The following is a 12508-nucleotide window of genomic DNA, read 5'->3' as shown; positions in this document are numbered from 1 at the left end:
CCCCACGATCGCGCCCATGAGTGTCCGGGTGTCCCTCGTCGCCGCAGCACGAAGTTCCGCCCTCCTCGCCGAGCGTTTCGACGACGACCGGCCGCTCGACCACGCCGGCTGGCGCGAGGTCCAGTTCGCCGCCCACAGGCTGGTGCCGCTCGGCGCCGCCGAACTGCGCTACTGCTCGCCCACCCCGCGCAGCCGCGCCACCGGCGACGCCCTCGGCTTCGCGCCCCTCGTCCAGCCAGCGCTCCGCGACTGCGACATGGGCCGCTGGCGGGGCATGACCCTCTCCGAGGTGGCCGCCCAGGAGCCGGCCGCCGTCGGCGCCTGGCTCGCCGATCCGCGCGCCGCCCCGCACGGCGGCGAATCCCTGCTCGCCTTCATATCCAGGGTGGGGAGCTGGCTCGACACCCGCCCGGTCCGCGAGGGCGCGCTCGTCGCCGTCGCCGAACCCGCCGTCGTCCGCGCGGCCCTGGTGTACGCCCTGAACGCCCCGCCGTCGACGTACTGGAACGTCGACGTCCACCCGCTCTCCACCGTGACCATCACCGGACTGCCCGGCCGCTGGAGCCTCAGCCTCGAATCGGTCCCGCACTGAGCCGGAAGCCGGGGTCACCCGGTCGAAGGAACGGCGCGTACGACGTCTTCCCGCCAGTCCGACCAGTCGGTACGGTGCGTGGACCGAGACGAGGAGAGAAGCCCGTGCCGCAGATCCAAGGCCACTGCGACGACCGGTTCGCCGCCGTGCGCGAGGCGTTCGCCGCGAACTTCGCCGAACGTGACGAGCTGGGCGCGGCGGTCACCGTCCTGCTCGACGGCCGTCCGGTCGTGGACCTCTGGGGCGGCTGGGCCGACGGGGAGCGGAGCCGCCCCTGGGAGCGCGACACCGTGGTCAACGTCTGGTCCACGACGAAGGGCCCCACCGCGCTCTGCGCCCATGTCCTCGCCGACCGCGGCCTCCTGGACCTGGACGCCCCGGTCATCGCGTACTGGCCCGAGTTCGGGGCCGCGGGCAAGGAGTCCGTGCGCGTACGCCATCTGCTCTCGCACCGCTCCGGGGTCGCGGGCCTGCGCGATCCGCACACCCTGGCCGAGCTCTACGACTGGGAGCTGACCACGGCCCGCCTCGCGGCCACCGAGCCCTGGTGGGAGCCCGGCACCCGCTCCGGCTACCACGCCATCTCGTACGGCTTCCTCGTCGGCGAGGTCGTCCGCCGGGTCAGCGGCCTGCTGCCCGGGGAGTTCCTGCGCAAGGAGATCACCGGACCGCTCGGCATCGACTTCCACGTCGGGCTGCCGGAGAAGGACGCCGGCCGCGTCGCCGAACTGGTCCAGCCGAAGGCCGTCTCCCGCGAACAGGCCGCGCTCTTCGCCACGATGGAGCCGGTCGCCATCGCCTCGCTGCTCAACCCCGGCACGGGCACCGCCGCCGCGAACACCCCCGAGTGGCGCGCCGCCGAGATCCCCGCGGCCAACGGCCACGGCACCGCACGCGGGGTCGCCGCCCTCTACGGCATCCTCGCCGGACGCGGCAGCCTCGACGGCCGGCGGATCCTCTCCGAGGAGGCGGCCGAGCGGGTCCGCGAAGGCCAGGGCAGCTGCCGGGACCTGGTGCTGGGAGCGGGCTTCGCCCACGAGACCGAGCTGGGTCTCGGCCTCTGGCTGAGCGGCCCGAACGCGTCGTACGGCCCCAACCCGCGTGCCGTCGGCCACGACGGGGCGGGCGGCTCCTGCGGCCTCGCCGACCCCGAGGCGGGGATCGCGCTCGGCTACGTCATGAACCGCATGGGCCCGCACATCGCCGACGACCCGCGCAAGATGGCCCTGGTCGACGCGGTATACGCCGCCCTGTGAGCGTGGCCCGCCGGCCGCCCTCAGTAGCCGGCCGGGCGCACCAGCCCCGACTCGTACGCGAACACCGCCGCCTGGGTCCGGTCGCGCAGCCCCAGCTTCACCAGGATCCGGCTCACATGGGTCTTCACGGTCTGCTCCGCGACCACCAGGCGCACCGCTGTCTCCGCGTTCGACAGGCCCTGCGCGATGAGGGACAGCACCTCCGTCTCGCGCTCCGTGAGAGCGCCGACGCGCTCCCTGCCGGGAGGGCGCGGTCCCCTGCTCACCCGGGAGAACTCGGCGATCAGGCGCTTGGTGATGTTCGGGGCGAGCAGGGCGTCGCCGGCCGCCACCACCCGTACGGCCTGGGCGAGTTCGGCGGCGGAGGCGTCCTTCAGCAGGAAGCCGGAGGCGCCCGAGCGCAGCGCCTCGTAGACGTACTCGTCCAGGTCGAACGTGGTCAGCACGAGGACCCGGACGGTCGCGCCCGGAGCCGCGGTCAGCCGCCGGGTGGCGTCGATGCCGCCGAGGCGCGGCATCCGTATGTCCATCAGGACGACGTCCGGGGCGAGTTCGGCCGCCTTCTCCAGCGCGTCCACGCCGTCCACCGCCTGACCGACGACCTCGATGCCGGGCTCGGCGTTCAGCAGCACCGTGAAGCCCTGGCGGACCATCATCTGGTCGTCGGCGATCAGCACGCGGATGGTCATGCGGGGCCCTCCAGGGGGAGCGTCGCCAGTACTTCGTAACCCCCGCCGGGGGTACGGCCGTGAATGAGGTCACCGCCCAGCATGGCGGTGCGTTCGCGCATGCCGAGCAGCCCGTGCCCGACTCCGCCCGCGCGTGGGGCGGGCGCCTCCGGAGCGGTGTTGGTGACCCGGACGGTGACGGCGGCGGAGTGGTAGCCGACCTCCACCCGGGCGCGCGCCCCGGGGGCGTGCCGCATCACGTTGCTGAGCGCCTCCTGCACGATGCGGTACGCCGACAGCCCGACCCCCGGCGCCAGCGGCCGGGGCGTGCCCGTCGTCTTCGCCGTGACGCCGACGCCCGCGCGCCGCACCGTGCCGATCAGCTCGCCCAGGCTGTCCAGGGAGGGCTGAGGGGCGTGCCGCACCCCGTCCGCCACGGCGTCCTCCGAGCGCAGCACACCGAGCACCCGGCGCAGTTCGGCCAGCGCCTCCACGGCGTTCTCCCATATGCCGGCGAGGTTCTCCCGGAGCTCGTCGGAGGGAGCCTCGACCAGATGCGGGGCGACCTGCGCCTGGATGGAGATCACCGACATGTGATGGGCGACCACGTCGTGCAGCTCACGCGCGATCCGGTTGCGCTCCTCCAGGAGGGTGCGCCGCGACCGCTCCTCCTCCGTGAGCCCGGACTGCACGACGAGCTGGCTGCGGGCCACCTTCAGCGCGCGCAGCGCCGCGCCGGTCCCCACGGCCGTGATGACGACCGGCGCGCCGACGTCCAGGGAGTAGTGATGGGCCTGGGTGGTGAAGGCGCTGCTCACCAGCCCCGCCAGCAGACTCAGGCCGAGCGCGAGGACCGCCCGGCGCGGATGGACCCGGAGCGCCAGCAGGAACAGCGCCCCGCCCTGCAACGCCATCTCGGGACCGGTCCACGGGAACAGCTCGCCGGGCGTCATCGCGGACTCCGCGATCCGCACGCTGACGGCCATCAGGCCCAGCGAGGCCCACCAGGCGTACAGCGGCTGCCACATGCCGGCGAGGAGCGCCAGCGCCTGGCACACGACCAGGAGCACCGCGTACTCGGGTACGGCGGCACCCCGGGGCACCAGGTCGGGCACGTGCCATACGGCCACGAGCGTCGCCCCGAGCAACAGCAGCATCCCGAACGCGGGCCGCCAGACCGGCGATCCGGGCGCGCCCACGGGCGGTACGGGATCGACGGGAGCGGTCCACAGGTCCTCGCGCAGCATCCGCGGCAGCCCGCGAAGCACCCCCCTCACCCGTACCCCGACCCCCGTCATGGCGCTCAGCTTAGGCATGGTGCGACTCCGGGGTCCGGGCGGGGGAATGGGACCGTACGACCGCCGAACGGCCGCCGCCCCGCCGCTCGTACGCCCCGAACGCGGCCCGGCAGACCGGCAGCACCAGGGCGAACACGGGCAGCCAGGCCGGCCGGGCGAACACCCAGCCGGGGGTGTCGGGGACCGTGTGCAGGCCGGGGAGCGGGCCGTACAGGAACAGGGCGCTCGCCGTGACCACGATCATCGCGGTCTGGTGCCACAGGAACACGGTCATCGCGGACAGGTTCAGCAGGGCCACCACCGCCCACACGGCGGGCCGTGCGAGCGCCCGCCGGAGGCGTCCGAGCAGCAGCAGGGCCGCACCGCACTGGGCGAGGCCGAAGGTCACGACGGCCAGGGTCGGCGGGTCGAGGTTGGAGAGCGTGGAGCCCGGCACCCCGACCATGGAGGCGGGATACCCGGCGAACAGCACCAGCCCCGCCGTGGTCACCGTGCCTCCCGCCAGCAGCACCCACCCGGTCCGGCGGTCGCTAAGCCCGCCGCGTGCCCAGGCCGCCCCCAGGCAGTAGGGGACCAGCCAGCCCGCCGCCACGTTGATCCAGCCCAGGGCGGCCGGTCCGTCGAGCCCCAGCCGGAACAGGTCGACGTACAGGACGACGGTGAGCGGCCAGAGCGGGTGCAGCCGGGCCACCAGCGGGGTCGCCGCGGTCAGCACCGCGAACACCAGCAGGAACCACAGCGGGGACCAGACCAGCTTGCCCAGCGCGCGTACCGTCCCCGTGTCCACCCCCGAGACCAGCATCACGCCGGCCGCCACGGCCCATACGGCGGTGACGACGGCCACCGGCCGGAACAGCCGCAGCATCCGGACCCGCAGCCAGTGCCCGTAGGACTCGCCCCTGGCCCGGGCGGACGCGTACCCCTTCGCGCCCACCTGGCCGCCCACCAGGAAGAAGACGGCGAGGGTCTGGAACACCCAGGAGACCGGCGCGAGCCGGGGCATGTACCGGAGCGGGCTCGCGCCGTGCACCGTGCCGCTGTCGGCGACCAGCGCGGTCACCAGCCAGTGGCCGCAGACCACGCCCAGGATGGCGAAGGCGCGCAGCGCGTCGACCGCACGGTCACGGTCCCGGGGCGTCGCCGCGTCGATCCGCCGCACCAGGGCGCGCACACCGTCGCGCCGTACGAGGTCACGCATGGCCGCCCCCGGCCGTCCCCGCGACGATCCCGGCGATGCTGCGCAGCGAGACCGAACCGGGCTCCAGATAGCCGCTGTGCCCGGCGCCGCCCGCGTCGAAGACCTCGGCGCCGAACTCCGGGGCCACCGGGTCCGTCCCGAAGCCGGCCGTGCCGTACGGCAGCGGAACGGCGACGTGCGGGACCCGCGCGATCCAGTCGTCCCCGCCCAGGCCCGCCCGCACCGTGGCCCGGGTGTGCAGGGCGGCCGCGCTCCCGGCACCGGTGCCGGGGCTCCCGTACAGCACGAGGTCCGCGACCTCCAGCCCGGACGCGGCCCGGGCGCAGACCACCGAGCCGTAGGAGTGGCACAGCAGGGAGACCCGGGCCGAGGGCTTGGCCGCGCTCAACTCCCGTACGAAGGACCGCAGGGCGGGAGCCGCCTCGTCGGCCCGGCCCGGGGTCATGGCCGCGGGGCTGAGCATGGCGGGCGTCCGGTAGCCGAGCCAGACGACGACGGCCGACCCGCTGCCCAGCTCGTCGAGCAGAGCCCCGGCGCCCCGCCGTAAGCGCCCGTAGTGATCGAGGTCCACGCCCGCCCCCGGCACCAGTACGGCGATGCGCCGCGCACGGGACAGATCGCCGACGACCTCGACGCCCCGCCCGCCGTCGCGCCCGTCGAACATCAGGAAGGTGCGGCCCGGGCGCGCCATGGCGGTGAGCGCGGTGGCCCGGCGCCGGTCTCCGTGGCGGGCCGCCATGTCCCGCGCCGCCCGGATCTCCGCCCGCCCGGCCGCGTACCTGGCCTCCAGCGCGGAGGACCCGGCCGAGTCCAGCGGGGCCACGGCGGCCGGGGCGGGGGCCGCGACGGCCGCGGGGCGGGCCGCACCCGACACCGGCAGCGCCACGGACGCGGTGACGAACGCGGTGAGCAGGGCGCGCCGCGCGCGACCGCTCCGGGGGCTGGGCGCCATGGGAAGTCCTTCCGTACCGGGTCTCGTCGAATCCGGTACCGAAGGTAGGGAGCGGGCAGCGTGGTCGGCGTCCCGCTCAGGAGCGCACCTGGAACGTAGCTCCGAAGTACTACGGGTAGGGGGCGCCCCGGCCGCTCACCGGCTGCGGCGGGGCTTTCCGCGCTTCGCGCCGCCCTTGGGGTTCTTCGCCCCGCCCTTGGGATTCGCGCCGCCGGCGCCGCCCCGGGAGGTCTTGCCGGCCGCCGGCTTGCGCGGGGCGCCGCCGCTCTTCTTCGTGGCGCGCGCGGCCTTCGGCTGCGGGGGTGTCGGAGGGCGCCCCCGGGTGCTGTTGACCGTCCGGCCCCGGACGATCCCGATGAACTCCTCCACCAGATCGGTCGTCCGCTCCTCCGGCCAGGACAGCGCGATCCGGGACTCGGGGGCACCGGTCAGCGGCCGGTAGGTGAGGTCCTTGCGGTGGTACAGCCGGGCCAGCGACTGCGGGACGACGAGCAGCCCCACCCCCGCGGCCACCAGCTCCACGGCGTCCTCCGTCGTGGTGGGGCGCTCCAGCGCGGGCCGGCCCGGCGGGCGCTCCCAGTCGAGGGTGTCGTCGAGGGGGTGCAGCACCGTCTCCTCGGCGAGATCCTCGGCCGACATCTCCTCGACGGCCGTCGCGGCGTGGTCCTTGGGGATCACGACCACGGTCGTCTCGGTGTAGAGGGGGATCGCGCTGAGGTCCGTACGGTCCACGGGCAGCCGCACGAAACCGGCGTCGGCGCCGCTGTCGCGCAGCAGACCGGCGGCCTCCGCGGCGGGCACGCCGACGAGGGTCAGCGGGGTACCGGGCAGTCGCTCGTTCCAGATCCGCACCCACTTGGTCGGGGTCACGCCCGGGACGTAGGCGAGCCGGAACGCAGGGGGTACTTCCGAGCCTGTCACCCCGCCAGGTTACCGGCCGTGGTCGGAGGCGGCGCACATGGTCGATACCCTGGACAGCATGACGTCGCACCAGACCACCCAGACGATGAAGCCCGCCACCGCGGCGAAGAAGCTGGGTGTGTACCTCGAAGCCACCCCCGCCGAGTTCCAGGAGGGCGTCGTCTCGCGCGCCGAGCTGAACGCCCTGCAGACCGACCCGCCGGAGTGGCTGCAGGAGCTCCGCCGCAACGGCCCGCACCCCCGGCCGGTGGTCGCCTCGAAGCTGGGCGTCTCCATCGCCGGTCTCGCGCGCGGCGGGGTCACGGAGCCCCTCACCACCGAGCAGATCGACGCCCTGAAGCAGGAGAGCCCCGAGTGGCTGCAGAAGGAGCGCGCCACCCAGGCCGACGTCCGCAAGGAAGCGGCGCGCATCAAGGAGCGCGACGCGGCCCGGGCCGCGCAGGCCGACCGCGACTGACCTCGCCCCGCCCACGCGTGCGGCCGGCCGGGCGTCGGACCGGGCCGGCCGGGCACGCGGGACCTCTCAGCACATGCGCTAGGCCCCGGTGTAGAACTCGATGGTCGCCACCGTCGTCGCGGTCACCGTCTCCGGGTCCGCGCCCGAGGCGGCGAACGCACGGCCCCACTCCTCGCCCGACCTGGCCACGAAGGCCTTCGCCTCGGGTGAGGTCTGCCACTCCACGGCGTCCTCCGGGCTGAGCCCCTCGCCCGCCAGGTGCCACCCGAGCCCCAGGAACGCCAGGTCCCAGCCGATGCCGACCGCGCCCGGTCCGTACTGGCTCCGGAACTCCTCGGGGACCACGGCCACGTGCTCCAGCTCCAGGACCGTCCGGTCACCGCCCTCCGGCGCCGGCGCCAGGCGCACCTCGACCTCGCTGAAGCCGGGGTCGGGGCCGAACAGCCAGGACACGCGCAGCCGCTCCCGGGGCAGGCACTCCAGGATCTCGCCGCCGGCGTTCCCCTCCAGCTGGTAGTGACCGCCCACGCGGAACTCACCGGTCACCGGAAGGAACCACCGGGCGATCCGCTCCGGTGAGGTCACCGCGTCCCAGACCTCGGCGGGCCCGGCGTCGAAGGTGCGCCGCAACAGCACCGTCCCCGCCTCCTCCGACCCCACCCGTCGCGTGCCGACCTCCCGGTGCACACGGCTGATCTCGTCGACGATCTCACCCATGGATGCTCACTCTCCTTCTCCGTGCCGCCGCTGGTGCTGTAACGATGTTCTGCCGTATCGAGGGTCACCGCGCGCGGGACGCACCCGCCCACTCTTTGCATAAAACTGCATAGATGCGTATAGTCATGCCATCGATGAGGAGGAATTCCGATGGTGGTACGTGCGGCAGTGGCAGGGGCGAGCGGATACGCCGGCGGGGAACTGCTCCGCCTGCTCCTCACCCACCCACAGGTCGAGATCGGGGCCCTCACCGGCCACTCCAACGCGGGAGAGCGGCTCGGCGCGCTGCAACCGCACCTGAGGCCGCTCGCGGACCGTGTGCTCCAGCCGACCACGGCGGAGGTCCTCGCCGGACACGACGTCGTCTTCCTGGCCCTGCCGCACGGGCAGTCCGCCGCCGTCGCCGAACAGCTCGGTGACGAGGTGCTCGTGGTGGACATGGGCGCCGACTTCCGGCTGGAGAACGCCGCCGACTGGGAGAAGTTCTACGGATCGCCGCACGCCGGCACCTGGCCTTACGGCCTGCCGGAGCTGCCCGGGGCCCGCACGGCACTCGAAGGAACCAAGCGCATCGCCGTACCCGGCTGCTACCCGACGGCCGTCTCCCTCGCACTCTTCCCGGCGTACGCGGCCGGCCTCGCCGAACCCGAGGCCGTCGTCGTCGCCGCGTCCGGCACCTCAGGCGCGGGCAAGGCGGCCAAGCCGCACCTGCTCGGCTCCGAGGTCATGGGCAACATGACCCCGTACGGCGTCGGAGGGGTCCACCGGCACACCCCCGAGATGATCCAGAACCTGGGCGCCGCCGCCGGTGAGCCCGTCTCCGTGTCCTTCACGCCGACCCTCGCGCCCATGCCCCGCGGCATCCTCGCCACGTGCAGCGCGAAGGCGAGGCCCGGGGTGAGCGCGGAGTCGCTCCGCGCGGTGTACGAGAAGGCCTTCGCCGACGAGCCGTTCGTCGACCTGCTGCCCGAGGGACAGTGGCCCGCGACCGCGGCCGTGTACGGATCCAACGCCGTGCAGATCCAGGTCGCCCACGACGAGGCGGCCGGCCGGATCATCGTGATCAGCGCCATCGACAACCTCGCCAAGGGCACCGCCGGAGGCGCCCTGCAGAGCATGAACATCGCCCTCGGACTTCCCGAGAGCACAGGTCTTTCCACGATCGGAGTCGCACCGTGAGTGTCACGGCAGCCAAGGGATTCACGGCGGCGGGCATCGCCGCCGGGATCAAGGACAGCGGTAATCCCGACCTGGCCCTCGTGGTCAACAACGGGCCCCGCCGCGCCGCCGCGGGTGTCTTCACCTCCAACCGTGTCAAGGCCGCCCCCGTCCTCTGGTCGGAACAGGTCCTCAAGGGCGGCGAGGTGACCGCCGTCGTCCTCAACTCCGGTGGCGCCAACGCCTGTACGGGACCCCAGGGCTTCCAGGACACCCACGCCACCGCGGAGAAGGCCGCCGAGGTCCTCACCGGCCACAGCGCCGGGGAGATCGCGGTCGCCTCGACCGGGCTGATCGGTCTGCTCCTGCCCATGGACAAGCTCCTGCCCGGCATCGAGAAGGCCGCGGCGGCCCTCAGCGAGCACGGCGGCGAGAAGGCCGCCATCGCCATCAAGACCACGGACACGGTCCACAAGACCGCCGTCGCGGGCGGCGACGGCTGGACCGTCGGCGGCATGGCCAAGGGCGCGGGCATGCTCGCCCCCGGCCTCGCCACCATGCTGGTCGTCCTCACCACCGACGCCGACGTCGAGGCGCCCGTGCTCGACGCCGCGCTGCGCGACGCGACCCGCACCACCTTCGACCGGGTCGACTCCGACGGCTGCATGTCGACCAACGACACCGTGCTGCTGCTCGCCTCGGGCGCGAGCGGGATCGCCCCCGGGCAGGCCGAGTTCGCCGCGGCCGTCCAGACCGTCTGCGCCGACCTCGCCCGGCAGCTCATCGGCGACGCCGAGGGCGCCTCCAAGGACATCCGGATCGAGGTGGTCAACGCGGCGACCGAGGACGACGCCGTCGAGGTCGGCCGGTCCATCGCCCGTAACAACCTCCTCAAGTGCGCCATCCACGGCGAGGACCCCAACTGGGGCCGTGTCCTCTCCGCGATCGGCACCACGAAGGCCGCCTTCGAGCCCGACCGGCTGAACGTCGCGATCAACGACGTCTGGGTCTGCAAGAACGGCGGCGTCGGCGAGGACCGCGACCTGGTCGACATGCGCTACCGGGAGGTCAAGATCACCGCGGACCTCTCGGCCGGGGACGAGTCGGCGGTCATCTGGGCCAACGACCTGACCGCCGAGTACGTCCACGAGAACAGCGCGTACAGCTCATGAGTGCCGCGAGGAAGCACACCGCGCTGCCCAAGGCGCAGATCCTCATCGAGGCGCTGCCCTGGCTCACCCGGCACAACGGCAAGACCGTCGTCATCAAGTTCGGCGGCAACGCCATGATCGACGAGGAGCTGAAGGCCGCCTTCGCCCAGGACGTCGTCTTCCTGCGGCACGCCGGACTCAAGCCCGTCGTCGTGCACGGCGGGGGCCCGCAGATCAGCGCCCAGCTCGACAAGCAGGGCCTGGTCAGCGAGTTCAAGGCCGGCCTCCGCGTCACCACCCCCGAGGCGATGGACGTCGTCCGGATGGTGCTTGCGGGGCAGGTCCAGCGTGAGCTCGTCGGCCTGCTCAACCAGCACGGCCCGCTCGCCGTCGGCATGACCGGCGAGGACGCCCACACGATCACCGCCACCCAGCACCGCCCGATGATCGACGGGACGGCGGTCGACATCGGCCGGGTCGGTGAGATCACCGCCATCGACACCGGGGCGATCCAGGCGCTGCTGGACGACGGCCGGATCCCGGTCATCTCCTCCATCGCGCGCTCCGCCGAGGACAACCACGTCTACAACGTCAACGCCGACACCGCGGCCGCCGCACTCGCCGCCGCGCTGGACGCCGAGACGCTGATGGTCCTCACCGACGTCGAGGGCCTCTACGAGGACTGGCCGAACAGCGACGACGTCATCAGCCGGCTCACCGCCACCGAGCTGGAGAAGCTGCTGCCCGACCTCTCCAGCGGCATGGTGCCCAAGATGCAGGGCTGCCTCCACGCCGTACGCAACGGCGTCGAGACCGCCCGTGTCATCGACGGCCGGGTCCAGCACTCGATCCTGCTGGAGATCTTCACCGACGAGGGAATCGGCACGATGGTCGTGCCCGACGCGGCACCCGCCGCACCGCACGACGCAGAGGGGGAGTCATGACCGGCAACGAGGAGTTCGCGCGGCGCTGGCAGGGCGCGCTGATGGACAACTACGGGACACCGCAGCTGCCGCTGGTGCGCGGCGCGGGCGCCCGGGTGTGGGACGCGGAGGGCAACGAGTACCTCGACTTCGTCGGCGGCATCGCGGTCAACGCGCTCGGCCACGCCCACCCCGCGGTGGTCGAGGCCGTCTCCATGCAGATCGCCTCCCTCGGCCACGTCTCCAACCTCTACACCGCCGAGCCGCCCATCGCGCTCGCCGAGCGGCTCCTGGCGCTCTTCGGGCGTCAGGGCAGGGTCTTCTTCTCCAACTCCGGCGCCGAGGCCAACGAGGCGGCCTTCAAGATCGGCCGGCTGACCGGGCGTACGCACATGGTCGCCACCGACGGCGGCTTCCACGGCCGGACCATGGGCAGCCTCGCGCTGACCGGCCAGGCCGGCAAGCGCACCCCGTTCCTGCCGCTGCCCGGAGACGTCACCCATGTGCCGTACGGCGACGTCGAGGCGCTCCGCGCCGCGGTCACGACCGACACCGCGCTGCTGATCATCGAGCCGATCCAGGGCGAGATCGGCGTCGCCGTCCCGCCCGCGGGCTATCTGGAGGCGGCCAGGGAGATCACGCGGGCCACCGGCACGCTGCTCGTCCTGGACGAGGTGCAGACCGGGATCGGCCGCTGCGGCCACTGGTTCGAGCACCAGGCCCACCAGGGTGTCGAACCCGACCTGGTCACCCTGGCCAAGGGGCTCGGCGGCGGGCTGCCGATCGGCGCCACCGTGGCCTTCGGCGCGGCGGCGGACCTGCTGAAGCCCGGTCAGCACGGCACGACGTTCGGCGGCAACCCCGTGGCCTGCGCCGCCGGTCTCGCGGTGCTGGACACGCTCGCGGCCGACGGGGCGCTGGACACCGTGAAGCGCCTCGGCGAGTGGATCAGGGACGGCGTGGAGAGCCTCGGGCACCCGGCGGTCTCCCACGTCCGGGGCTCCGGCCTGCTGCTGGGTATCGTGCTCACCGGGCCCCACGCACCGAAGGTGCAGCAGGCGGCTCAGGGAGCCGGACTCCTGGTGAACGCGCCCGCCCCCGACGTCGTACGGCTCATGCCGCCGCTGATCATCGGTGACGCCGAGGTGGACGCGTTTCTGCGGATACTGCCGGGAGCTCTCGACGCGGCTTACGGGGACGGACGATCCGGGGAGTGA

The 12508-nt window shown here is 73.5% G+C and carries 13 protein-coding genes; 7 read left to right on the top strand and 6 right to left on the bottom strand.

The annotated features are described in order from the left end of the window. Positions 1 to 16: 16 nt before the first annotated feature. Entirely contained in the window at positions 17 to 592 is a 576-nt protein-coding gene (locus tag JKV81_RS06220) for a histidine phosphatase family protein (RefSeq protein ID WP_202075105.1), read from the top strand. A gap of 104 nt (positions 593 to 696) precedes the next feature. Beyond that, positions 697 to 1848, top strand: coding sequence for a serine hydrolase domain-containing protein (locus tag JKV81_RS06215; protein WP_202075104.1), 1152 nt, complete (start codon positions 697 to 699; stop codon positions 1846 to 1848). Positions 1849 to 1868: 20 nt separating this feature from the next. On the opposite strand, the gene JKV81_RS06210 is transcribed toward JKV81_RS06215, so the two are convergent. From JKV81_RS06210 to JKV81_RS06190, 5 genes are all read right to left on the bottom strand, one after another. Next, positions 1869 to 2537: a response regulator gene (locus tag JKV81_RS06210; protein ID WP_129261457.1), complete on the bottom strand. Its 669-nt coding sequence runs from the start codon at positions 2535 to 2537 to the stop codon at positions 1869 to 1871. Continuing rightward, the gene (locus JKV81_RS06205; protein WP_236055479.1) at positions 2534 to 3832 is read right to left on the bottom strand and encodes a sensor histidine kinase; all 1299 of its coding nucleotides are present in this window, start codon (positions 3830 to 3832) and stop codon (positions 2534 to 2536) included. Before JKV81_RS06205 ends, JKV81_RS06210 begins: the two co-directional genes overlap by 4 nt. Next, positions 3825 to 5012: an acyltransferase family protein gene (locus JKV81_RS06200; RefSeq protein ID WP_202075103.1), complete on the bottom strand. Its 1188-nt coding sequence runs from the start codon at positions 5010 to 5012 to the stop codon at positions 3825 to 3827. The genes JKV81_RS06205 and JKV81_RS06200 overlap by 8 nt, the downstream gene beginning before the upstream one ends. Then, entirely contained in the window at positions 5005 to 5964 is a 960-nt protein-coding gene (locus JKV81_RS06195; protein WP_202075102.1) for an alpha/beta hydrolase, read from the bottom strand. The genes JKV81_RS06200 and JKV81_RS06195 overlap by 8 nt, the downstream gene beginning before the upstream one ends. 135 nt (positions 5965 to 6099) lie before the next feature. Further along, positions 6100 to 6885, bottom strand: a complete 786-nt coding sequence (locus tag JKV81_RS06190) for a LysR family substrate-binding domain-containing protein (protein ID WP_129261451.1) — start codon at positions 6883 to 6885, stop codon at positions 6100 to 6102. 58 nt (positions 6886 to 6943) lie between these two features. Here JKV81_RS06190 and JKV81_RS06185 point away from each other — a divergent pair, with 58 nt between their 5' ends. Continuing rightward, positions 6944 to 7342, top strand: a complete 399-nt coding sequence (locus JKV81_RS06185) for a DUF5997 family protein (RefSeq protein WP_099176984.1) — start codon at positions 6944 to 6946, stop codon at positions 7340 to 7342. Positions 7343 to 7420: 78 nt separating this feature from the next. Here the strand turns inward: JKV81_RS06185 and JKV81_RS06180 are convergent, their stop codons facing one another. Continuing rightward, positions 7421 to 8059 carry an SRPBCC family protein gene (locus JKV81_RS06180; protein ID WP_202075101.1) on the bottom strand — a complete coding sequence of 213 codons (639 nt, stop codon included), beginning with the start codon at positions 8057 to 8059 and terminating at the stop codon, positions 7421 to 7423. A 150-nt stretch (positions 8060 to 8209) separates the two neighbouring features. Here JKV81_RS06180 and argC point away from each other — a divergent pair, with 150 nt between their 5' ends. From argC to JKV81_RS06160, 4 genes are read left to right on the top strand one after another with little or no spacing between them, the layout of a single operon-like run. Next, positions 8210 to 9238 (top strand): N-acetyl-gamma-glutamyl-phosphate reductase, encoded by a 1029-nt coding sequence (gene argC, locus JKV81_RS06175; protein WP_202075100.1) that lies wholly within the window; start codon positions 8210 to 8212, stop codon positions 9236 to 9238. After that, on the top strand, positions 9235 to 10389 hold the full coding sequence (gene argJ / locus JKV81_RS06170; RefSeq protein WP_202075099.1) for a bifunctional glutamate N-acetyltransferase/amino-acid acetyltransferase ArgJ: 1155 nt from the start codon (positions 9235 to 9237) through the stop codon (positions 10387 to 10389). Before argC ends, argJ begins: the two co-directional genes overlap by 4 nt. Beyond that, positions 10386 to 11312 (top strand): acetylglutamate kinase, encoded by a 927-nt coding sequence (argB, locus tag JKV81_RS06165; protein ID WP_129261443.1) that lies wholly within the window; start codon positions 10386 to 10388, stop codon positions 11310 to 11312. Before argJ ends, argB begins: the two co-directional genes overlap by 4 nt. Beyond that, a complete protein-coding gene (locus JKV81_RS06160; protein ID WP_202075098.1) occupies positions 11309 to 12508 on the top strand; it encodes an acetylornithine transaminase in 1200 nt (399 codons plus the stop codon). Before argB ends, JKV81_RS06160 begins: the two co-directional genes overlap by 4 nt.

The sequence above is a fragment of the Streptomyces silvae genome, from assembly GCF_016745505.1.
Classification (GTDB): Bacteria; Actinomycetota; Actinomycetes; order Streptomycetales; family Streptomycetaceae; genus Streptomyces; species Streptomyces silvae.
Note: the sequence above shows the minus strand (reverse complement) of the source record. Positions and strands in the feature narration are given on the sequence as shown.